The organism is Pseudoalteromonas sp. KJ63-1 (genome assembly GCF_055808145.1).
Genome location: NZ_JBVVRL010000002.1, coordinates 552,639 through 575,924, shown reverse-complemented (window position 1 = coordinate 575,924; position 23,286 = coordinate 552,639). Strand labels below are relative to the sequence as shown.

The 23,286-nt window shown below is 40.4% G+C and carries 18 protein-coding genes and 2 pseudogenes; 8 read left to right on the top strand and 12 right to left on the bottom strand.

All coding sequences use genetic code 11. From position 1 onward, the window contains the following. Window positions 1-213 precede the first annotated feature (213 nt). Window positions 214-885 carry an abortive infection system antitoxin AbiGi family protein gene (locus AC0L7Q_RS18950; RefSeq protein ID WP_409425738.1) on the bottom strand — a complete coding sequence of 224 codons (672 nt, stop codon included), beginning with the start codon at window positions 883-885 and terminating at the stop codon, window positions 214-216. 136 nt (window positions 886-1,021) lie between these two features. Continuing rightward, window positions 1,022-2,214, bottom strand: a protein-coding gene (locus AC0L7Q_RS18945; protein ID WP_409425737.1) for an IS3 family transposase whose coding sequence is annotated in 2 segments (ribosomal slippage) — window positions 1,022-1,906 and window positions 1,909-2,214 — 1,191 coding nt in all. Because the reading frame shifts where the segments join, the coding sequence is not laid out codon by codon here. Window positions 2,215-2,366: 152 nt separating this feature from the next. Here AC0L7Q_RS18945 and AC0L7Q_RS18940 point away from each other — a divergent pair. After that, a complete protein-coding gene (locus AC0L7Q_RS18940; protein WP_409423286.1) occupies window positions 2,367-3,410 on the top strand; it encodes an IS110 family RNA-guided transposase in 1,044 nt (347 codons plus the stop codon). Between the two features lie 489 nt (window positions 3,411-3,899). On the opposite strand, the gene AC0L7Q_RS18935 is transcribed toward AC0L7Q_RS18940, so the two are convergent. Together AC0L7Q_RS18935 and AC0L7Q_RS18930 are read right to left on the bottom strand one after the other, a co-directional pair. Beyond that, window positions 3,900-4,817 (bottom strand): hypothetical protein, encoded by a 918-nt coding sequence (locus AC0L7Q_RS18935; protein WP_409425736.1) that lies wholly within the window; start codon window positions 4,815-4,817, stop codon window positions 3,900-3,902. A 134-nt stretch (window positions 4,818-4,951) separates the two neighbouring features. Continuing rightward, window positions 4,952-5,344: a hypothetical protein gene (locus AC0L7Q_RS18930; RefSeq protein WP_409425735.1), complete on the bottom strand. Its 393-nt coding sequence runs from the start codon at window positions 5,342-5,344 to the stop codon at window positions 4,952-4,954. Window positions 5,345-5,681: 337 nt separating this feature from the next. Between AC0L7Q_RS18930 and AC0L7Q_RS18925 the strand changes: the two are divergent. After that, a pseudogene (locus AC0L7Q_RS18925) lies at window positions 5,682-6,303 on the top strand (tyrosine-type recombinase/integrase). 140 nt (window positions 6,304-6,443) lie between these two features. On the opposite strand, the gene AC0L7Q_RS18920 reads toward AC0L7Q_RS18925, so the two are convergent. From AC0L7Q_RS18920 to AC0L7Q_RS18910, 3 genes are read right to left on the bottom strand one after another with little or no spacing between them, the layout of a single operon-like run. Continuing rightward, on the bottom strand, window positions 6,444-6,659 hold the full coding sequence (locus tag AC0L7Q_RS18920) for a putative antibiotic biosynthesis monooxygenase (protein ID WP_024594841.1): 216 nt from the start codon (window positions 6,657-6,659) through the stop codon (window positions 6,444-6,446). Window positions 6,660-6,719: 60 nt separating this feature from the next. Further along, window positions 6,720-7,343: an isochorismatase family protein gene (locus AC0L7Q_RS18915; protein WP_058551563.1), complete on the bottom strand. Its 624-nt coding sequence runs from the start codon at window positions 7,341-7,343 to the stop codon at window positions 6,720-6,722. A 23-nt stretch (window positions 7,344-7,366) separates the two neighbouring features. Continuing rightward, the gene (locus AC0L7Q_RS18910; RefSeq protein WP_409425734.1) at window positions 7,367-8,050 is read right to left on the bottom strand and encodes a pirin family protein; all 684 of its coding nucleotides are present in this window, start codon (window positions 8,048-8,050) and stop codon (window positions 7,367-7,369) included. A 112-nt stretch (window positions 8,051-8,162) separates the two neighbouring features. Here AC0L7Q_RS18910 and AC0L7Q_RS18905 point away from each other — a divergent pair, with 112 nt between their 5' ends. Both AC0L7Q_RS18905 and AC0L7Q_RS18900 read left to right on the top strand, forming a co-directional pair. Next, the gene (locus AC0L7Q_RS18905; protein WP_409425733.1) at window positions 8,163-8,798 is read left to right on the top strand and encodes a LysR family transcriptional regulator; all 636 of its coding nucleotides are present in this window, start codon (window positions 8,163-8,165) and stop codon (window positions 8,796-8,798) included. Beyond that, window positions 8,777-9,061, top strand: a complete 285-nt coding sequence (locus AC0L7Q_RS18900; protein WP_409426132.1) for a LysR substrate-binding domain-containing protein — start codon at window positions 8,777-8,779, stop codon at window positions 9,059-9,061. Before AC0L7Q_RS18905 ends, AC0L7Q_RS18900 begins: the two co-directional genes overlap by 22 nt. A 73-nt stretch (window positions 9,062-9,134) precedes the next feature. On the opposite strand, the pseudogene AC0L7Q_RS18895 reads toward AC0L7Q_RS18900, so the two are convergent. The 3 genes and pseudogenes from AC0L7Q_RS18895 to AC0L7Q_RS18885 all read right to left on the bottom strand — a co-directional run. Continuing rightward, window positions 9,135-9,344, bottom strand: a pseudogene (locus AC0L7Q_RS18895) (VOC family protein); the annotation flags it as partial. A gap of 251 nt (window positions 9,345-9,595) precedes the next feature. Continuing rightward, entirely contained in the window at window positions 9,596-10,570 is a 975-nt protein-coding gene (locus AC0L7Q_RS18890) for a S66 family peptidase (protein WP_418157370.1), read from the bottom strand. Between the two features lie 375 nt (window positions 10,571-10,945). Then, on the bottom strand, window positions 10,946-11,800 hold the full coding sequence (locus AC0L7Q_RS18885) for a PA4780 family RIO1-like protein kinase (RefSeq protein WP_010389247.1): 855 nt from the start codon (window positions 11,798-11,800) through the stop codon (window positions 10,946-10,948). A 497-nt stretch (window positions 11,801-12,297) separates the two neighbouring features. On the opposite strand from AC0L7Q_RS18885, the gene uvrA reads away from it, so the two are divergent. Continuing rightward, a complete protein-coding gene (gene uvrA, locus AC0L7Q_RS18880; protein ID WP_413403015.1) occupies window positions 12,298-14,859 on the top strand; it encodes an excinuclease ABC subunit UvrA in 2,562 nt (853 codons plus the stop codon). Window positions 14,860-14,931: 72 nt separating this feature from the next. Here the strand turns inward: uvrA and AC0L7Q_RS18875 are convergent, their stop codons facing one another. Continuing rightward, window positions 14,932-15,549, bottom strand: a complete 618-nt coding sequence (locus AC0L7Q_RS18875; RefSeq protein ID WP_413403013.1) for a LysE family translocator — start codon at window positions 15,547-15,549, stop codon at window positions 14,932-14,934. Between the two features lie 220 nt (window positions 15,550-15,769). Then, on the bottom strand, window positions 15,770-18,220 hold the full coding sequence (locus tag AC0L7Q_RS18870; RefSeq protein WP_413403011.1) for a S9 family peptidase: 2,451 nt from the start codon (window positions 18,218-18,220) through the stop codon (window positions 15,770-15,772). Window positions 18,221-18,495: 275 nt separating this feature from the next. On the opposite strand from AC0L7Q_RS18870, the gene AC0L7Q_RS18865 reads away from it, so the two are divergent. The 3 genes from AC0L7Q_RS18865 (at window position 18,496) to AC0L7Q_RS18855 (ending at window position 23,247) form a co-directional block, all read left to right on the top strand. Beyond that, window positions 18,496-19,719 carry a glycosyltransferase gene (locus tag AC0L7Q_RS18865; RefSeq protein WP_413403009.1) on the top strand — a complete coding sequence of 408 codons (1,224 nt, stop codon included), beginning with the start codon at window positions 18,496-18,498 and terminating at the stop codon, window positions 19,717-19,719. Between the two features lie 122 nt (window positions 19,720-19,841). Continuing rightward, window positions 19,842-21,074, top strand: coding sequence for a threonine/serine exporter family protein (locus AC0L7Q_RS18860; protein WP_413403007.1), 1,233 nt, complete (start codon window positions 19,842-19,844; stop codon window positions 21,072-21,074). A gap of 124 nt (window positions 21,075-21,198) precedes the next feature. Then, on the top strand, window positions 21,199-23,247 hold the full coding sequence (locus tag AC0L7Q_RS18855; RefSeq protein WP_409425725.1) for a S9 family peptidase: 2,049 nt from the start codon (window positions 21,199-21,201) through the stop codon (window positions 23,245-23,247). The last annotated feature ends 39 nt before the right edge of the window (window positions 23,248-23,286 follow it).

Below are 23,286 nucleotides of genomic sequence, written 5' to 3'. Positions count from 1 at the left end.
TTCGTTTTGGCTTTTACGTTTATTCACCCTCTTGAAAGTACATAACTTAATATATTGCCTTAGTTAAGGTTATCTAAAATATTGTCATAATTCAGAGTTCGTAACAAACCTTTGTCCGTTATCAAGCTAAGGTGAGTGTCTGCAATTCGCTCTTTGCCGAAGTACGGCTCAGTGCCATGAGCGGACTGCCGCACCCTTAGACTCTTTTTATATTTAAGATTTCCAAGAACTTATTTTTATCTTTCTTTCGTTCAACCCAAACATAGAGATTAGTTCTTCTTTTTCCGCTTCAGTATTTGTATATATGTACTCAATATCCTTTTCAGAAAAACGTAGAGGGTGAGGTAATAGCAGCTCATTGTATTTTTTTTCATTTGCTTTGTATGTTGAATAGTTCTCAGAAATTGGTCTGTTTCCAATCTGCTTTTTACTTGGGACAAATCTCCATTCATTTTCACTTTTGAAGCAAAAGTTTTCGTCCTCATTCCAACTATTGTAGCCTGTTTCATGTTTTGTAAAACATTTCATTTGCATTATTGGCAAGCGTAACTCGTCTGGCAATGTGTCGAGATTTTGCCGAGCTCGCAGTAAGCTAATAAGTCCTTTTGCTGCTGGGGAGTTTTTTTCTACATACAAGACTGGGCCAATTCCGCACTTTCTAGCCCAATCTTTTTTTAATGCAATTCCATAACGACCGTATGTAACCTTTTTATGTTCTAATTCGTTGTCGTCAAACTCGCTAAATGAAACTATTGGATGTGCCGCATTTGACACTATTTTACCTTTTTCATCACCTATATACTCACAGCAATATTTCAGCCTAAATGACTTTGAATCAAGAATAGAGTTTAGAAACTCAAATTTTTTCGTAAAATGAATGATCATCAAATACCCAAATTGACAAATAAATATAACGCCACCATAAGCGGTGAGTTACAGTTGGCTAAAATGTGAAGCGAAGCGGAACCGAGCCAACTGATACGAATGATCTTCACCCGATAAAGTGGACACCGTCCACGTTTCAATTAACTGCCAATTCAAACTCGGCAGGTGATTTATATCCTAAACTCGAATGCAATCTCTGTCTATTGTAAAAATAATTTAGGTAAACCTTTAATTTTGATAATAGTTTACCGCTGCTCTCAAATTTATTTCCTCGAATTAAATCTGCTTTAAGCGAATGAAAGAACGACTCGACTTCTGCGTTGTCAGTACAGCACCCAGGCCTATTCATACTGGCTTTGATGTTTTTGCTAGCCAAATACTTTTGTACAACGTGAGCACGGTATTCTGCGCCTCGGTCAGTGTGAAATAATACACTCTCTGTTGGCTGTCGTTTCTTTATCGCAAGCCTTAGCGCCTTTAACGTAAGGTCTGTTGTTTTGTTTTTACCAAACGCCCAGCCGATTACTCGACGTGAATATAAGTCGATAACCAAAGCAAGGTAATGCCAACGAGCGCCGACTTTTAAATACGCAATATCGCCAGACCATTGCTGATTGATCCCCGTGGCCTTTTCTCTATCTTTGCGTTTGTTTTCTATCTCTTTATAAAAGAACTTCACCTTCGCCGGTTTGCTGTAAGTCTTAAGGGCTCTGGCTCTTAAACCGTTTTCTCGCATTAAGCGGGCAACACGTTTTTGGCTTGTGTTTATACCTTCTTTTTTTAGCGCATGAAATACCCATGGGCTACCATAGGTTTGATGATTTACATTGAAAACGTGCTTTATCTTCAACAACAAATTAGCATCTGACAGCGCTCTAGCTGACACTGTTCTGTCACGCCAAGCATAAAACCCACTACGCGAAACATTAAGCCAAGAACACAAGTATTTTACACCTAAGGCTTGTCCGAATTTTTGGATGAATCCAAATCGTTCTGATGTACTTCCGCCAGATACCGTTGCCACTTTTTTAGCAGGTCATTCTCCTGCTTAAGACGCTCATTTTCTTTCTTAAGCTTTTGAATGTTATCCAGCTCTTTTTTTGTTGGGAATTTACTCATTGTTTCATTGTTGCTTTGATAGCGCGGTACGTTTTTAAACTTACCTTCTCGATACTCTTTTCGCCAACGACTCAGCATTAACGGATGAATATCTAGCGCCTCGGCAACGTCCTTTGACATGACATCGTCTCGTAAGCTTAGTTCGACTGCTTTGATTTTAAAATTAACTGGGTAAAACCATGTCTTTCTAGGTTGGGTATATCTAGGCATTTTAGCCTCCTCAAAGTAATGAGGAGGTGTCCACTAAAACGGGTGAGGAGCAGAATCCGACTTAATGGCCTTGATACTCATTGAGCCTCCTCCCCAGCATCGCGATTATTCGCTACGCTGAAAAGGCAACCAACCTTACAGGAGAAAGCTCAATGAACTTTTACAATAACATGCATCCATATTATTGTGGAATCGATTTACACGCGCGATTACTTTACGTCTGTATCATTGATAATACAGGACTTATCCTTGTTCACAAGAAAATTAAAGATGACCCAGAAGCACTACTAAAACTACTTAAACCGTATACCGGTGACATTGTGGTTGGCGTAGAATGCATGCATTGCTGGTATTGGGTCGCTGACTTTTGTAAAGAACACACTATCGACTTTATTCTCGGTCATGCGTTATATATGAAGGCGATTCATGGCGGTAAAGCCAAAAACGATAAAATAGATTCATATAAAATTGCCAAACTCATCCGAGGGGGAAACTTCCCACTTGCTTATGTGTATGACAAAGATATGCGTGCTACGCGCGACTTATTACGCCGAAGAACTAAAATTGTTCGCCACGGCGCTGATTTAAAAGCCCATGTCGCCAATACCGCCAGCCAGTACAATTTACCTGCCCACAACGTGAATTTAAAGAACGTCTGCGACAGAGAAAAGATGCGCTATTACTTCCCTGACCCCGTTGTGCAACGATCTATTAATTTAAATATGGCCATACTCGATTGCTATCACAATGAGCTTAAGCCTTTAGAGCATTATATTGAACAAATGGCCAAGCAACACAACCCTGTCCACCTTAATATCTTGCAAACAATTAGTGGTATAGGCCGCATTCTCGCACTTACCATTATTTATGAAATTGGTGACATCAATCGTTTTTCAAGCGTACAAAAGTTCGCTTCATATAGTCGGTTAGTCAAATGTAAAGCAGAGTCTGCCGGCAAAACCTATGGCACCCAAGGTAACAAAATTGGCAATGCACATCTAAAATGGGCGTTCTCCGAAGCCGCTGTATTACTGCTGCGTCACAATCATAACGCCAACAAATACCTCGAAAAACTACAAAAACGAATGAGCAAAGCCAAAGCACTGTCAGCGCTTGCGCATAAGCTTGGTCGCTGTGTTTATTATATGCTTAAAAAAGAGACGGTATTCGATGAAGCAAAATTCTTAAAGAGTTAGTCACGGTACTGAGTGAGCTGAACATCTAACTGGATATAAGGCTGAGCATCAATCAATTGGGTGAGTTAATAACCAACAAGGTTTAACCTGATTATATGCCTACAGACCTAAGCCACTTGTCTTGATTAGACGCTCAGTACGCGTGCATTAATACAATAAACAAAGTCGCTTACACCTGACTTGAGCCTGAAACTAACTGGATCATAATGATGAAACCAGCCGCCTTGAATAGTGCCATGATGAGGTTAACCGATGAATGTCTAGTGCCCCAGCAACCCCAAAAGGATATGGGAAAAACCTGGCTGCGATGAGATCGCAATAAGAGAGCCTCTATATGTGTTTGCCGTAAGCTACTTGCTTAACAGCCGTATCGACAGACGAAGTAAACGAATTTGTTTATTGGTTTAGAATTGACCGTCAATTTATAAAAACGGTCAAAAAGAACACTAATGCCTATTGACAGAGTTAAGGCTCATATGTGTTATGTGCCTAATCTAATAGATGACTATACTTTTCAGGAAGCAGGCTAAACTCACCCCATCCAAGCCCTTGGAAGCACAACCCTGTTCCGTTATCCTGAACTGTGCCATAAACTATAACAATGCGACCAACTGAATCATCTGTAATGCCATGAGCTTTTTGATCTTTGTCTTGTGATTTAATGCAAAAATCTCCAACAGCTTCCGTGTCCAAATAAGTCATACGAAAATTAGTTGGTCTTTTATGCTCACCTAAATGAACCGTACTGATTATACGACCATAATAAAACTTTGGTTTGTCATCTTCTTCAGAAATCGATTTCACATCTTTAAGTAAATCAATTAAGCGAATTGCATTGTTTTTATCTGGAAGGTGAAAATACTTGTATAGATTTTCATCAAAGTTTCGGCATAAGCCAGCAACAGTTTTGATTTTGCTCGGTAATGTAAAGCTCTCACCATTATGACGACCTATTGCAACTTCTGTTTCTGGACCATCAAGATCCTCTACTGGTGTTTCATCATATACCGCAGGTTTATCTTCTTTCGGCTCAGGTTTTGACTTTAAAAAACTACTGATAATCACTAAATTTTCATCGTCTATAGCCTGCTTAGCCTCTTCCCAATTATTAAATCTCTTACCTTCTGGTTTTATAGATTTCAAATCACACTTCGTATCTTTGAATTTTGTCATGTGTGAAAAATAAGCATCACGTCCATTCGTAAAGTGCTCTTTTTCTTTTGGGATTCTATTTAGATTGGTAAAGCAAGCTGGGCAAAACAACGTACCGTCCATTTCAGGTTGATATTCAGAAGGAATTAATTTTCTAGCATTTGCCTTTAAGTGTGCTCGATCGCCTGTTTCATAATCCCAACCATCCATCTGATATGAAAATTTTATTCTTCTATTGGATTCATTAGTACTCATTTTCAACTCCTTTTAATGAATAATTCGCAGTATTCGACTTGGCACATAACGCCCGATTAACGGGTAAAAAATTGTGGGCTAAAATTGAGCGAAGCGAATAGCCCGCAAGTTTTTTATCCCTGTTTAATTGCTTGTTAGGTTGCATTTAGCAGAGATTTTATTGCATTTTCAACAAATTGGAACCCACCATTGCGACTAATTAATAGTATAAGTATGGAAAGCAAAACTAAATTGAAACCTGACTTTATTTTTGAGATTGCTAATTCTCGTTGAGCACTCTCTAAACCGCTAAACAAAGAACTAAAGAAGAAACTAAATAGAAACTTGCCATATGTTAATTCGTTAGCTTTTTCATTAACTAGCCAGAAATGGTTTAACGCTTTGATGGCTATCCAGAGCTTTTTCACGCCTAACCCGAAAAGAAGCATTGAACTGCCAGCTAACAGCAAAATAGCAAAATAGCAAAATAGCAAAATAGCAAAATAGCAAAATAGCAAAATAGCAAAATAGCAAAATAGCATAACCATGTTCAGCAGATATTTGAGGTACGTCCATGACTTCCTTTGCAACCTAACAGCTTATTGAACACCATTTTGGTGGTTTATAACACACCAAAATGGCGTATATTACATACCATGATAATTTCACCAATAATTACCTTTGTAAACAAGTAATTAAAACAGCTAGAAATTAAGCATGTTATTTTGCCCCAAAACGGCGTTTAATAATGTTATTGGACAAAATTAGATTTCTACTTAAAACACAGGAATAAATTTAACTTTTTCAGTGTCCGGTTATCGCTCATACCCGAATTCTTTTGTAGCGGGCTAAGCTTAAAACTCCATAAACACCGGAGTACAACTAATGCATCAGTTAACAATATATCAGCCTAAAGAGCCTTGGAATAAAAATAAGCTTGTAGGACAAAAGTTACCTCTGAAATTACAGCAAATATGGGCTATCCGAATACGACTAGAACTTTTTCATAAAATAAGAGATCTAGCACTATTTAACCTAGCCATAGATAGCAAACTAAGAGGATGTGACTTAGTTTCACTAAAAGTTAACGACATCGCACATGGTAAAACAATCCAATCAAGGGCAATAGTCGTTCAAAAAAAAACTGGTATGCCTGTTCAATTTGAAATTACTGGAAATACAAGGATCTCAATTGTGGCGCTCATAGAGCAATTTAGTCTCAATTCTTATGATTATGTTTAAATCACGAGTTCATTCTTCTGCACACCTCTCAACCCATCAATATGGACGTATAGTTGACTCTTGGGTCACCTCAATTGGGTTAGATAAGACTCAATATGGTACTCATTCAATGAGACGTACCAAACCATCACTAATTTACAAAAAAACTAAAAATTAAAGAGCCTGTCAGCTTCTACTTGGCCATAGAAAACTAGAGAGCACTGTCAGATACTTGGGAATAGAAGTTGATGATGCGTTAGAAGTATCAGAACAGATCGATGCTTAAATTTGAAGCTAAGCCAGACTCGAAGTTAGAGTCTGGCACGTGCCAATAGCACTCATAGCAACTTGTTGACTTGCTTTAGTTAGCAGTAAGCGGTCTGTTTGTTCACTTTGACAATTTCTGTTTCTAAAATTAAATGGTCCTTAATCTAACTTCTTATCAAGTAATTTTAGTGAGAGTGGTACAACAACATAAGAAATTAATGGCACAATAATACCTACAGCTACGATAACGTTGAGCAACTTATTATCTGTTACATACCGCCCAATAAAATCAGGGATAAAATAAACCAAAGGTACGAGCGCTAAGAATGAAATCAGCGCTATGATATGTTGATTAGGTTTTTTTACATTATTCATAGTCAATACATTTATCAAGAATTTTAAATAACGGCCGTACTCACATACGGCCAAATAGTTTTAGTTCTGGCCACTGGCCTGAAGGAAACTGTTATACACCCAACGATAGCTTGTATGTTCGCCCAACACGCCGCCGAGCGCTATGCCATGCTCGCTTCGCCAGTCATCCATCACTTCCGCTAATACAGATGCCCATGTGACCACTTTCACACCAGCTTGTGTCATTCGATGCATAGCAGCATCAGTTACAGCTTTATTCCAAGTGCCAGAAGCATCAACAACGGCATATACATCGTACCCCTCAGCAACGGCTGATATGGCTGGAAATAGTAAACAAACATCAGTCACAATACCTGCCATGATAATTTTCTTTCGGCCAGTGGCTTTAATGGCTTGTTTAAACTCAGGGCTTTTCCATGCATTAATCTCACCAGCACGCTCTATTATATCATCGCCTAAAATATCAGTAATTTCAGTCATGATAGGCCCGTTAGGTCCATCAGGCATACTGGCAGTAATAATGGATGGCATGCCCACGGTTTTTGCTAATGAACACAACCCCTTGATATTTTGTGTCATCAAATGCGGATCTTGGTCTCTACAACTAACCAATAAGCCTGTTTGATGGTCTATCATTGCCAAAACGGCGTTATCTATAGTTAGCATTTCAGTAAACTTATTCATTTCTTTCTCCTGATGTTTTGTAATTATTGATGTACGACTATCATGCTAAGTGGCGTAATTGCTTTTACTTCAGCATCAATGCTTCGAATTAGGTCGCCGTCTTGAACAGCCTGTCTGTCATTGGCTTCAGTAAATTCAGCGCTTCCATCTGTTACGTATACCAAAGACTCATTTGGTAATTGAATGCTTTTGCCGACATCAAGTTTTATGATGTCGATAATTGTCGAGCTATTGAATGTGTCGGACTGCTCTTTGCTCCCCCCATAGATGCGTGTTACACCTTGATCTTTTGGCGAGTAATATTTGTAACCCGCTGGTTGGCCCTTCTCTTCAGGCAATGCCCATAGTTGTATCATTCGATTTCTTTGGCTGTCGGGGTTGATTTCATTATGCGAAAAGCCCTCTCCACCAGCCCGCTGCACCTGCACATCCCCCTTTTCAAGACCTTGACCGTTTTCCAACGATCCTTCGTGGCTAACTTGACCATCAATCATCACCGAAATTACATCAATCTCCATATGCGAATGCATACCTGTTTCACCATGTGGGTTAAACTGTGCATCAGCCAAATAAACAAAATTGCCTAAGCCTTCTGATGTTTCAGGTGATTTGCGTTGCCCAAAAAGCTGTGTGTCTGTCACTAATCGATGTTCGCGTAAACCTGCAAAACCTCCCAAAGTGAGTGTGTTTTTTGAAAGTATATGCATTTCATACTCCTGTCATATCTGTTAATAAAGCAATCATAGGCGCTATTTACTGTTTTATATATAAGGGCTTTTTGATAAGATAATTCCACTTTCAACAACAATTAGAAATTATATGAATTATGATGTGGATGACCTGTTAGTTTTCCTTGCAGTGGTTGAGGCTGGTAGTTTTACTGTTGGTGCTAAACGTTTAGGCATACCTAAAGCTAATGTTAGTCGCAAGGTATCTCGGTTGGAGCAAAAATTAGGGGTGACACTGCTTGAAAGGTCAACACGCTCACAAAATTTAACAGAGGTAGGTACACGCTTTCTAACACATTGCAAACGCATTCGTGAGGAAATCGATTTAGCTGATGCTACCGTTTCTGAAATACTTCACAGTTATAAAGGCACGATAAGAATTGGCGCATCGGTGACTATAGGTCAGCAAATCATCAAACCGGTTATCTCTTCATTTTTACGCAAATACCCCGATATCAATATAGAACTAAGTTTAGCTAATCACCAAGTTGATCTTATTGAAGAGGGCTTTGATCTTTTAATTCGGATTGGTGACTTAGATGATTCACGTTTAATTGGTAAACGATTAGGAAGTGCTCAAAGAAAATTCTATGCAAGCCCTTCCTATTTAAAGCTTAACAATGAGCCCAAAGAAATTGGTGAGCTGTGTAATCATCACTTATTGTTAATGCGTATGCTTGGTAGCGATAATAAGGTAGAGCTTATATCAAAGGAAAAAAAGAAATAGTTCAGCTAAATCCAAGGCTTGCTGTTGATGATTTTTCTGTCGTAAAGCAGGCGACTATTGACGGTGAAGGTATTGCACTCTTACCCAGCTATATGTGTAAAAAAGCAATCAGCAATGCAGAATTAATCAACATCCTTCCCAAATGGGGTATGAGTGATATCGATGTTTATGTGCTATATCCAAAGCATCGCGCAAAGATACCTAAAGTGAAAGCTTTTCTTAACTTTACAACAGATACTTTTTTAAAAAAATTATCACACTGAAGGACTGCTTTGAAGGTATCATTACTGAGTGATGGTTGTGTGCTGAGCTGACGCTCATAAACTTAGTCACTTTTTATATGCGTTTCTCAACTTTCCAAGGAAAATTTAAGCGGTTTTCACCTGCCCAGTAAAGTTGGATTTTATTACCAGGCGGATCTTTAAGTATTGCTTCTTTCCACAGGTACCGTTGCTCTGTCGGCTGTTGTTCAAACTGAAAACCTTTTTTTGTCAACTCAGTACACAGTTCATCAAGTTTTTCATGCTCGAAGTAAATCACAGAATAGTGTAAGTTATTACCAGTTATAAGTATTATGCTTATTTAAACATGTGAAAAAGGGAAAGTATTCTTTTATTATTACGAAGACAATTACAACCCACCTGAATGTCTGGTTATCGCTCTTTGCCGAAGTTCGACTCAGTGCCAGAAGGGGTCATTCATATAAAAGAAGCAGACCCGATCCCATTATCTTTAATATTAAATCTGCAACGAACTAACTTATTAAGAAATCTAGCTAATGCCTAGAATTTCAAGACCTAATGTTTTTCTATTATTATTTGCTTACGACTTTTCGTATCTATTTTCACAAATCCACCAATAGGAAAGCAAATATGGGGTGTTGTATGTCCAAAGTTTAAATTGTAAAGCACTGGAATTGATGCTAACTCTTGTTTGGATTGTATAATTTTTCTAAGCAAGGTCTCTGATACTTCTGACTTTAATTGAAATTTTCCAATGACAATGCCTTTAACCCTATCGAAATTTTTTTGATGAATTAACGATTGCAGATCTCTGTCAAAATTTGAAGGAGATGTTAACTCGTCATCTTCAAGAAACAATACAGAATTTGTTAAGTCAGGCATAAACTCAGTTCCTTGAAGCAAATTTAAAGTACAAAGGTTGCCTCCAACTATTTTTCCTTCTGCCTTACCATGATTTAAGACTTCTATACCATTGTCTTTATAAAAGTTTCTTTTTTCCTGATCTATATACCATGCATCATCACTCCATTGCTTGGAGTTTATAACTTCATAAGGATCATTTGAGAATAAACACTTTTTAATATAATTTATTGAGAAATCAATCCCCTTAAGCATCCCCAAAGTTGAATATGCAGGCCCAGAGTACGTTACTAGCCCTGTTTTGTGGAATAATGCATTTGATAAAGCTGTAGTATCAGAGTATCCACATATAATTTTTGGATTTCTTTTAACAATATTATAGTCAATATACTTTAGTAATTGATTTACATTATCGCCCCCAATGACAGTAAAGATAGCTTTTACTTTTTTATCTAAAAATGCTTCATGTAAGTCTTCAATTCTTTCTTCTATAGATGAAGACGAAAAATCATCTATAGACTCACAATTCTTTGAAAATGACAATGTGAGGCCAAGCTCTTTAAACCTAGTGTTTGCTATTTCTTGCGTCTTTTTATCAATAATTGACAAACTTTTAGAAGGCGCAATTATCCTAACTTCATCATTCACTTTTAGCTTATTGGGGATTATCAATTTGTTCTCCTACCGGATACTTGAAACAGCATGTACATCAAAATAGACCGAACTTCGCATAAGTGCCATTTGCAAACTGTCAGGAGTGTAATGTCTGAAGTCAAGATTTGACCCCTTTAGCTCTTTGACCCCTTTAGCTCTTTAGCGCAAAAACGTCCTTATTTTATGAGCTTCTATTAATAGCAAAAAGCATAAGTTATTGCTAGCTATATATATTATGCTTAGGATGAGTTATTTCGTCATGTAGAAAAAGGGGAAGTATCCTCTTAGCTTTACTTAGCTGGCGGCAAATCTCCTGAATGTCCGCTGATCGCTCTTACTAGCCCCCTAGCTTTTGATCTAAGAGTCAAAACTCAGCATGTCAATTAAAGGTTATTGCTCATCGGCGTCGCGAATGCGTTCTTTACGCTCTTGCTCTTCATCAAAGGCGGCTTGAATTTCGTCAAGTACTGAGTCTACATCTGCCGCTTCGCTGTCGTCTTCAAATTCGCCACTGAGTTTTGAGTGCGGGGTTAAGTTAGCATCTGCAAACAATGCCCACATTTCTTTGGCGTATTGCGTGTGTAATAAGGCAGGTGCAAATTGGCCATAATAGCGGCGCATGTTATTTACATCGCGGGCAAACATCGCCTCGGCGCTATTATTAGCAGAGGCGTTAACCGCTTGGGGTAAATCAATAATTACCGGGCCGTTACTATCTACAAGTACGTTAAATTCAGATAAGTCACCGTGAATAATCCCTGCGCACAGCATGAGCTTGATGTAATGCATCATTAATGTATGTTGCTCAATGGCTTGTTGCTCGGTTAAATCAACTGCGCCAAGTTGTGGTGCAACATCGCCTTCATCATCGCTTACAAGTTCCATTAGCAATACACCGTCAATGCAGCCGTAAGTTTGCGGTACCCGAACACCTGCTGAGGATAAACGCGAGAGTGCGTCAACCTCGGCATTTTGCCAAATTTCTTCTTCTAATTGACGGCCATAGCTGGAACGTTTACCCATAGCACGGGCTTGGCGGCCACCACGTACTTTTCGTCCTTCTTGGTACTGTGCAGCTTTTTTAAAACTGCGCTTACTGGCATCTTTGTATACTTTAGCGCAGCGAATGTCATCGCCACAGGCGACTACAAATACATCGGCCTCTTTACCGCTCATCAAACGGCTGATAACTTCATCAATAAAACCATCATCAACTAATGGCTGTAAGCGTTTAGGTATTTTCAAACGACACCTACTAAAAATACAGAGTTGGCTTTTTGTTTTGCTATGTGGTTCAAACGAGGCATACCTTTGCGGATTGAGGAAAGTTATAAATTATTAGTAAACTTTAAAGTTACATTTAATGACTAAATTACGCAGCTAGAATAAGCGACTACACAGAAAAAGCCAACCGCCTTTTGTGCTTTTTAAGTATTATTGAGCCCATATTTAATTAAACAGCATAAAAATGCTAGCAAATAAGCAAAACAATAAATACATAACTAAAATTGTTAACTTATTTCAACCCTAGCCAAACTTCTACCTGCATCATTTAATCCCCCGCAATACGCTTCAGTCACTTAATATTATTGTTTTTGGTTAAAGTTTATACTTGCAGTTTTTCTGTTATGTAAACGAAAAATAAGCATATAGCTAAGCGCTCATTCAGTAAGACTGCATTAGTATTAATACTTTATAGAACATTAATAAACACAGGATTATTACACAGGAGTATATATTACATGGCAACCACACCTAAAAAGTCACATGAGGTTAATAAGATACAATCGGCTTTATTAAACCCAGAGCACAGCATTCAAGTAAGAGGCGCGCGTGTTCATAACTTAAAAGATGTGGATGTAAACCTGCCTCGTAATTCACTTGTTGTTTTTACCGGTATATCGGGCTCAGGTAAATCATCGCTCGCTTTTGGAACATTATTTGCCGAATCGCAGCATCGTTATCTTGACTCGGTTTCACCTTATGCACGCAGATTAATTGATCAGGTAGACGAGCCTGATGTAGATTCGATTGAAGGCCTGCCACCAGCGGTCGCACTGCAGCAGCAGCGTGGAGCACCCTCGGTACGTTCATCGGTAGGTAGTGTAACCACTATTTCTAACGCGCTGCGAATGCTTTACTCACGTGCAGGCGAATACCCCAAAGGGCAAGGCATACTTTACGCCGATGCGTTCTCACCTAATACCCCACAAGGCGCCTGCCCAGAGTGCCACGGTATTGGCCGTGTATTTAACGTAACCGAAGAGCTGCTAGTGCCCGATCCCACTAAATCAATTAAAGAGCGCGCCATTGCAGCATGGCCGCCTGCTTGGCAAGGTAAAAACCTTAGCCGTATTCTTACCTCTTTAGGCTACGATATTAATAAACCGTGGAACACCCTGCCAAAAAAAGCCCGTGATTGGATTTTATTTACCGACGAAACACCTACGGTGCCGGTATTTCCTGAGTACACACTTGAGCAAACCCAAGCCGCTATTAAAAATGAAGAAAGCCCTAGCTACATGGGTACATTTACAAGTGCTAAACGCTTTGTTTTACAGTCGTTTGCAAGCACTCAAAGCCCACGTACTAAAAAGCGCGTATCGCAGTATATGCAAATATCACAGTGCCCGCAGTGCGAAGGAAAAAAACTCAAAAAAGAGTCGTTATCGGTTAAAGTGGCGGGCCTTGATATAGGCGAAATTTCACAGCTAACACTCAATGAGCTGGCAGAAAAGTTAAGGTTTGCTGCTAGTCACCCCGCTAAAAGTAACGCTGAAAACCCCGAAAAAGCCATAGTCGCAAAGCGTATAGCGGGCGACATTCTTAAACGCGTTGAAGCACTTACCAAACTTGGTTTGGGGTATTTATCGCTTGAACGCACCACCCCATCGTTATCGCCTGGTGAATTACAACGCTTAAGGCTTGCAACACAAATTCGCTCAAAACTATTTGGCGTAGTGTATGTGTTAGATGAGCCTTCTGCAGGCTTACACCCTGCCGATACCCAAGCCTTGTTAGCCGCATTAGATGAGCTAATAGCCGCTGGTAACTCAGTGTTTGTGGTTGAGCACGACGTAAGTGTTATTCGCCATGCTGATTGGGTGGTCGATGTAGGGCCAAATGCGGGCTCCCATGGCGGTAATATTGTTTATAGCGGCCCAGTTGAAGGCTTAAAGCAAATTAGCAGCTCACACACGAGCCAGTATTTATTTAAAAATATCGAAGCGCAACAAACTCACATACAAAGTAAACAACGCCCAGCAAAAGCATGGCTAACGCTTAAAAATGTTGAGCGTAATAACTTACAAAAACTTAATGTAGAATTTCCGCTTGGGGTTATTACAAGTGTTACAGGGGTATCAGGCTCAGGTAAATCAAGCTTAGTAAGCCAAGCGCTTGTTGAATTGGTTTACAATGCACTAGGGCAAAAATCGCAGCCACAAATACCTACCGATGAAGCCGAGCTACTCGAGCAAGAGATTGATATAACAACCGGCGGACAAATAACTCACGGCATTGAACACATAAAGCGCCTGGTAACGGTTGATCAAAAAGCCATTGGCCGCACACCTCGTTCAAACCTTGCAACTTACACTGGCTTATTTGATCACGTACGTAAACTGTTTGCCAATACCAAAGAGGCAAAAGCGCGTAAGTACGATGCCGGTCGCTTTTCGTTTAACGTTAAAAAGGGTCGATGCGAAAATTGCGAAGGCGTAGGCTTTGTAAGCGTGGAGCTGTTATTTTTGCCTAGCGTGTATTCGCCTTGTCCTGTATGTAACGCCAAGCGTTACAACCAAAAAACACTCGAGATTACCTATAAAGATAAAACTATTGCCGATGTGCTTAATTTAACTGTTGAATCAGCGCATACATTTTTTGCCGACGAACCTATTATTTTGCGCGCGCTAAATGCGCTGCTACAAGTAGGTCTTGGCTATTTACGTTTAGGCCAACCTGCTACTGAGCTTTCGGGCGGCGAAGCCCAACGTATTAAACTTGCCACTGAACTACAGCGTACTCAGCGCGGCGATACACTTTATATTTTAGATGAACCAACCACAGGCCTACACCCAAAAGATGTAGCTATGCTAATGGCGCAGTTAAATGGCTTAGTTGATGCTGGGAACACCGTCATTATGGTTGAGCACGATATGCAAGTAGCCAGTAACAGTGATTGGGTTATTGATATTGGCCCAGGAGCCGGCGACGAAGGCGGGATAGTAGTTGCACAAGGTAAACCAAACGAGGTTGCGCAATCTACAAAAAGCCGTACTGCGCCGTTTTTAAAAGTGCTGTAAAGTCAAGCATACTCAGATTAAAAGGTTAGCGGTTTTGTATGCTCAAAATAAAAAAGAGCCTCGGGCTCTTTTTTAACCCAAAGCTAACCAACCTCCCACTAGCACCATTAAACTCCCCGCAATACGATTCATCCACTTAATATTATTGCCTTTGGTTAAAAATAGCCGCAGGCTTTTGCCACCTGTTGCGTAAATCATCATACAGATAAACTCTGAGAGTAAAATAATAGCCACCAGCACCGCTAACTGTGGCGCAACATTGTATTGCACATTAATAAAAGGAGGTAATAAGGAAATCATAAACGCCCAGCCCTTAGGGTTGGCAATGGCGGTTACAAACCCCTGCGAAAATAATGAATATCGGCTCACGGCTGTTGTGTTGTGCGTATCAACCGACATTTTTCCTTTCGCACGCCACATATTAATGCCGATGTAGATTAAATAAGCGCCACCCACCCACTTTAAAATATCAAATGCACTGGGATAATTAAGCATAACACTGGCAACACCGAGCACCGCAGCCACCGCAACACTGGCGACACCTAGCAACTCGCCAATCATCATCCATAAAGTTCGGCGCACACCTATACTCATGCCTAAAGTCATGGCCAGTGTCATACACATACCCGGCGTAATAGACACAAAAAAGAAGGTAGGAATAAATACCGCAAGTGCAGCTACATCAATCATTTAAAGCTCGCAATAGGTTAATAAAATGGTGTTAATTTTGAATGAAAGGGTAAAGGAAAAATACCTATCGGTAAATTAGAAATAACGGCTTCGAGGATCGGGTTAAGAGCACCGAACTTAGCTCGATGCTCTTAGCCCGAGACCCGCAGCTCGAAAGCCCTATTTTTTCTAAGTGCCGTGAGATTAAGAGTGGATCTTCTTGATCTCACGGCATAATACACTACTGAATCGGTTGTTCTTCCATATCAACTGGTTCAACGTTATCACTTAACAAATACTTATCAAGCCACTGCTCTTGCTCCCACAGTACATGTAATAAGCTTTTACGGGCACGGTAACCGTGAGCTTCGTAAGGAAGCATCACTAAACGCGCTTCTTTCCCTAGACCTTTAAGCGCTGCATACATACGTTCACTTTGCATTGGGAAAGTTCCCGAATTCGGGTCTTCTTGACCGTGGATCATTAACATAGGTTCGTTAATTTTTTCAGCATGAAAAAACGGTGACATGTTTGCATACACACTTTGTGCTTGCCAAAAGTCACGCTCTTCACCTTGAAAACCAAACGGTGTTAATGTGCGGTTATACGCACCACTGCGGGCAATACCTGCCTTAAATAAGTCGCTATGCGCTAATAAATTAGCCACCATAAACGCACCGTAAGAGTGCCCTGCAATGGCGATATTATCTTTATCAGCAATGCCTTTTTCAACCAGTACATCAACCGCTGCTTTAGCGCTAGAAACCAGCTGTTTTCTAAAGTGATCATTTGGCTCACTGCCATCAACACCTACAATCGGCATTTTAGGATCGTCAAATACCGCAATTCCTTTAGCTAAATAAGGCATTGGGCCCCAGTAACCTATGTAGGTAAATTCGTATTCTGATTCGCGCACCTGTGAGGCAACCGCTTTATCTTTATATTCAAGTGGATATGCCCACATCAATACAGGTAAAGGCCCTTGTGTTTTGTCATACCCTGGCGGTAAATAAAGCGTACCAGATAGCTCAACGCCGTCATCGCGGGTATAACGTAATTGCTCTTTAGTCACCCCTTTAAATGCTGGATACGGATGCTCAAACTGGGTCAGTTGCGTTAAGCTATCTTTATCTAAATCGCGAATGAAAAAGTTAGGCTGCTGCGTTTTAGATTCACGAATAGTAATAATACGCTTACCTTCATCGTCTAATAAAGCACGCACTCGCTCGTAGTAAGGTGCAGCAGATTGCCAAATTCTTTTAGAGCTGTTTGTTTTTACATCGTATTGATCTAAAAATGGAATATTTCCTTGCTCAGATGCTCCATTACCACGAAGGTAAATGTAACGTCCACCAACGACTTTTATAACACGTGTTCCTAAGTCGTTACGCTCATATATAGCACTACCAGGGTCTTTGTAAGCATCATTGTAACTGCGCTCTGAAAATAGCACACGATTGCTATCAGCATTACGTGGTTGAATTACATAAGTACGCACTTGTCTGTCACTAAAGCGCCAATCACTTAGCATGGCAATGCTGTCATTACCCCACTCTATACCTGCATAACGGCGCTCTACTTTTGCAAACAACTTTGGTTCGCGTTTAAACGGTGCACGTAAACTATAAAGGTAATCATGATGCTCAACCTCAGTTTTCATGTCGCCGCCATCTTGCGCTTCGGCCCAAATAACCTCTGCGCCCTGATCAGCACGCCATTCAAAATTACGACGACCAGTGCGTACACTGTCATACCCTTGAGGAATGTTGTCGGCAAGGGGTTGCTTAGCCAGTTCGACTAAAGCATACCCACGCATTCCCCATATTTGCCATGTAGTTGCAAAACGGCTGTAAGGCACTTGATACGAAAATGGCTCGTCGATGGTCGCGACTAAAATATTGGTTGAATCAGGCGAAATTGAAAACGATTTAAATAAGCCAGCACGACCAATTTGCTGAGCCTTACCATCAAGCGTGATATACGCTAGTTGACCTTGACCATAAAATTTAAACTGTGCTTCATCAAACGGGCTGGTTAATAAGTTTTGATAAGTACGCGCTGGGGCTTTTTCACCGCTACTTTGTTGAATAACTGGTACCGTACTTTGGGTATCATTGGTTAATCTTGGTTTGTCTAAGTTTACCGCTAAATTAGCCACAATTGCTGTGCTATCGGGTAGCCACTTATAAGGTGTAGCGGTTAATACTGAATTAAGTGCAAGCTCATTTAACTGCTTTGCTTGCTTGGTTTTAACGCTATAAACCCAAAGCCGTGCGTTATCCGGTTGTTCAACAATAAACGCTAAATACTTGCTATTTGCTGACCAGCGAGGGGAGCGAATGATCCCCTGTGGCAAATTATTCACGTTAACCACAGTACCACTTTCTACATGCTTAAGTTCTAACGCACTGTATTTGGCACTAACCCGGGAGCGTGAAAAATTAGCTGGGTTGAGCTTTATTCCCGCAAGCTTAAACTCTTCTTTTGCCAGCTCATCTAGTGACACAACACGCTTGCGTTCAAACAAAGCAAGCCACTGTCCATCATTTGATAAAGAGCTAGTAGGGGCTAACTTTGCATCTACAAGTGTAGCAAGTGCAGGTGAAGGGGTTTGATATCCTTGCTCTGCATAACTTGCAGGCAATAAAACAATGCAGCCTATCAAGGCAATTAATAGCCTAAAAGCATTCATGTTTTTATCCTTTTTATTGTTAAATATTACCGGATATATAAACACGTTTTGCACCATTCATAAAGTGTTAAGCTAAGTAATGACTTAAGTAGCCTGAATACGCTAAAATACACGCCTATTTACTCAACGCTAAAATTGGTTGTTTATGTCCATTAATTTGCAGCATTTTAGTTTTTCGAAATCATACTCTGCTTTTTAAATACCGTTACAGCTTTTAAAAATATACCACTGTGTTTGAGTCTGTTTTTCCATCAAATAATTAGAGAATCTAGCCAATGAAAAAAGTGCTGGTAATTGGCTATGTATGGCCAGAGCCCAATTCATCTGCTGCAGGTACGCACATGATGTCGTTACTAAATGCGTTTAGGACGCAAAACTGGGATGTTGAGTTCGCCACGCCCGCACAGCCGACCGAACACATGGTTGACCTTGCCGACTTTGGTATAACCAGCCAAAGCATCGCTCTTAACTGCGATAGTTTTGATGACTATGTTAAAGCTTACAACCCCGATTTAGTGATGTTCGATCGTTTTATGATGGAAGAGCAGTTTGGCTGGCGCGTAGATAAGCATTGTCCTAATGCGCTTAAAATTTTAGACACCGAAGATTTACAATGCCTGCGTAATGCACGCCATGAGGCGCATAAAGGTGAGCGCGAATTCAACCACAGCGATTTACTATCAGACATCGCTAAACGTGAAATAGCCGCTATTTTACGCTGTGATCTCAGCTTAATTATCTCAAGCTATGAGATGGAACTACTCAATGAAGTGTTTAAAGTTGAGCCTAGCGTGTTGCATCACTTACCTTTTATGGTTGATTTAAGTGCCTTACCTGAGCAAACTAAATCGTATCAACAACGCCAACACTTTATGACCATTGGTAATTTTAGACATGCCCCAAACTGGGATGCGGTACTCTATTTACAAAAAATTTGGCCGCTTATCCGCAAACAACTACCGCAGGCAGAATTGCATATTTATGGTTCCTACCCACCGCCAAAAGCCACCGCGCTTAATAATCCTAAAACCGGCTTTTTAATTAAAGGTTGGGCCGATGATGCGTATGAGGTAATGCAAAGTGCGCGTATTTGCTTAGCTCCTTTGCGTTTTGGGGCAGGTATTAAAGGTAAACTTTTAGAAGCCATGATCATGCAAACCCCAAGCATCACCACGCCTATTGGCAGCGAAGGTATGCACAGCACGTTGCCGTGGCCAGGTGTGGTAACAGCAGATGTGCAAGCTTTTGCAGATGCCGCAGTTTTTTTATACAACAACGAGGCTAAATTTAGCGAAGCACAAGCCGCTGGCGGCCTTCTGCTTAATACTCTGTATGACAAAGTACAGTTAAGTGCTCAATTAATTGAAAAAATTGACTCAATAAGCAGTAATTTAGATGCTCACCGGATGAAAAATTTCACGGGTCAAATGCTCAAACACCATACCATGCGCAGCACACAATATATGTCGCAGTGGATAGCAGAAAAAAATAAAAAATAACATTAAAAATCACTAGACAGGCGGCGATTTGTGTTTAAAATCGCCGCAAATAAACTTGGGCAATTTTAGCATTATTGCCTATATTTTTAGCTTAGTTATTTAATAGTTGGTTCAAAACAAATTTGAAAACCGCAACGTTTACTGAAAAACGCAAATTTATCGTTAAATTGGGCAAAATGCTCCATAAATACGGTACCCCTGCCTATCGCTTAGAAGCCCACTTAATGGAAGTGGCGACTTATTTAGATCTTAAATCTTCGTTTGTTATGTCGCCCACGTCGGTTACCTTTGTTATTTGGACCGATGGCCATGAAGATGAATATACCCATGTTGCCCGCGTTGACCCAGGCGATCATGATTTAGGTTCACTTGCCGATACCGACGATTTAGTTAATAAAATGCTCAATGACGAGCTCACGTTGCAAGAGGTTGATCAGCAACTTGATATCATTTTTGATGCCCCAAATCCTTATAACAGAATGCTGACAGGCGTTGCCTTTGCCACCTCTGGTGGCGCATTTGCCATGCTCATGGGCACCAGTTGGAATGACGTCATTTGGTCTGGTTTATTGACCTTTGTTGTATACTTATTTGTATTGTGGTCGGCTCGTTCGAAACGTGTGGCCCATATGCTTGAGCCATTAGTGGCAATAGTGTCGGCTATTCTTGCTTGTGCTATTAGCGTTCATTTAGATGCACACATCAACATTCGATTAATTGTACTTTCTGCCATTATTGTGTTTATACCCGGTTTAGCCCTTGCACTTGGCCTAGCTGAACTTGCAGCCAGACACTTAGTATCGGGCACAGCACGCGTGATGGACTCATTTATGTTGCTGTTTAAGCTTTATTTTGGGGCTTTTATTGGTCTTGCTATTGGCTTTGCGGTCTTTGGGCAAGCCGATTTCGTACAACCTGAGCCGCTACCAAAGTGGACTACATGGCTCGCTATTTTACTTTTGTGTAGTAGCTTAATCGTTATTTTTAGAACAAAGCTTAAACATGCAATGTGGTCTATTGCCTCAGGCTTTATAGCTTATGGCACTAGTATTGGGCCTGCTATTTATTTAGATTTAAATTACACGTTAGGGACCTTTATTGGTGCATTTTCTGTTGGTGTATTTAGCAACTTATTTAACCGTGTTGCTAATGCCCCGGCCTCAATTGTTGCTATGCAAGGCCTAATTGTATTGGTACCAGGGAGCAAAACGTATATTGGTTTAAACTCACTGATTGAAGGCCAAGACTTTGTTTATGCAGATCATATTGGTCAGCAAACGTTTTTAATCTTTATGTCGCTGGTGGCAGGACTTATTTTTGCAAACGTGGCACTACCTCCTAAAAAGAGCTTATAAATGTATGCGCGGTTTAAGTCGCGCTTTCATTAAACGTCCTCTTTTGAGGATTAAACGCATTTTTTAGTATATTGAGAACACCTTGCTATAATGGCTGAAATCTAATAAAGCAAAGGAAATAACAATGCTAAAAACTAGCTTAGCGATAGCAATTGGGCTTTCAAGCTCACTTGCATTTGCGCAATCAGCAATTACAGTTGAAGACATTCCAAAAGTAAAATCAGTAATACAAACAACCGTTAGCCCCGATGGTGACAGTGTTGCATTTACCCGTTCGTTACCTCGCACGCTTTACGTTGACGAAAATGGCAGCAATTACAGTGAGCTTTTCGTTGTTGACGATAAAGGTGTTGAACGTCCTTTTATTACCGGTTCGGTTAATATTAAAAGCCTACAGTGGTCAAACGACAGTAAAACAATTTACTTTTTAGCGAAATTAAAAGACGACAAATATACTTCGCTTTACCAAATACCTGTTGATGGCGGCCAAGCCCAAGCGGTAATGTCATTAAAAGGCACATCTATTTCAAGCTATCAGTTAAGTCCTGATAACAAGCAAGTCGCTATTTTAGCAATGCCAGCTGCTGATAAGTCAGAAAAAGAACTTAAAAAACTTGGCTTTAAAGCAGAAGTATACGAGCTAGGGCTTAAAAACAAGCAGCTTTTTATTGTAGATTTAGCTAAAGCCGACAAGCCGCTTACCCCTACCGCACTCAATGTTGATAACTACGTGAGTGACGTTAATTGGGCTGCGAATGGTGAAAAGCTACTGGTTAAAACTCAACCTACCGCACTGATTGATGATAAATACACAAAATCTATGTGGCACCTGTTTGATATTGCTAGCAACAAAGTTACCTTATCGTTTAAAACTGAAGGTAAGTTAGGCGATGCCGAGCTTTCACATGATGGTAAATACATTGCTATTTTAGGTGCAGAAGATAAGCACGACCCTGCAACTGGTCGCCTATTTATTGCCGATACTAAAACTGCAGAAATCACTGAATGGTTACCTAACTTTATGGGCCACGTTGTTGACTTTGAATGGTCGCATAAATGTAACACCCTTAACTTTATTGCCAATGTTGGCACAGAAAGTTTTGTTGCGAGCATTAAAACCGGCTCTAACAAATACAAGAAGCTAGTAAAAGAAGGCAAATTTATTGCCTCACAGCTAAGTGTTTCTGATTCAGATAAAACCCTAGCACTTCGTGGTAACACGGCAAAACACCCTAACGAAGTCTTTATTGTGCGCAGTAACAAGGCAAAGCGTTTAACTGATTCAAACAGCTGGTTAAACGACAAACGCTTTGCTAAACAAGAAACAATTACGCTTAAAGCGCGTGACGGTGTAGAACTTGATGGTGTACTAGTTTACCCACTCGATTATGAAAAAGGCACACGCTACCCACTAATTATGTCGGTACACGGTGGCCCTGAAAGTCATGATAAAAACGGCTGGGTAACTAACTACTCGCGTCCTGGTCAAATGGGTGCTGCACGTGGTTACGCGGTATTTTACCCTAATTACCGTGGCTCAACAGGTAAAGGCGTAGATTACTCTAAACTAGGTCAAAACGATTACGCAGGTAAAGAGTTTGACGACTTAGTTGATTTTAAAAATCACCTTGTTGATATGGGATTAGTTGATACTAAACGTGTTGGTATTACCGGTGGCTCTTACGGCGGTTATGCATCAGCGTGGGGCGCAACAAAGTTAACTGAGCACTTTGCTGCCAGTGTTATGTTTGTGGGTGTCACTAATCAGCTATCTAAATTTGGTACTACTGATATTTCAAACGAAATGAACCTAGTTCATGCGCGTTCATACCCATGGGATAAATGGCAATGGTACCTAGAGCGCAGCCCAATTTACTGGGCGGGTCAATCTGAAACGCCACTGCTTATTATGCATGGTAAAGACGATCCTCGCGTTCACCCTGCGCAATCTATGGAACTATACCGTTACATGAAAGTGCAAGGTAAAGATGTTCGCCTTGTTTACTACCCAGGCGAAGGCCATGGTAACCGTAAAGTGGCGGCACAGTACGATTACAGCTTGCGTTTAATGCGTTGGATGGACAACTACTTAATGGAAGGCAAAAAAGACATGCCTGCATTTGAAATTGACCATGCGGCTAAATTAAAAGCAGTGAAAGACGCTAACAAATAAGTATTAGCTTAATACCAAAGGCCAACATAAATATGTTGG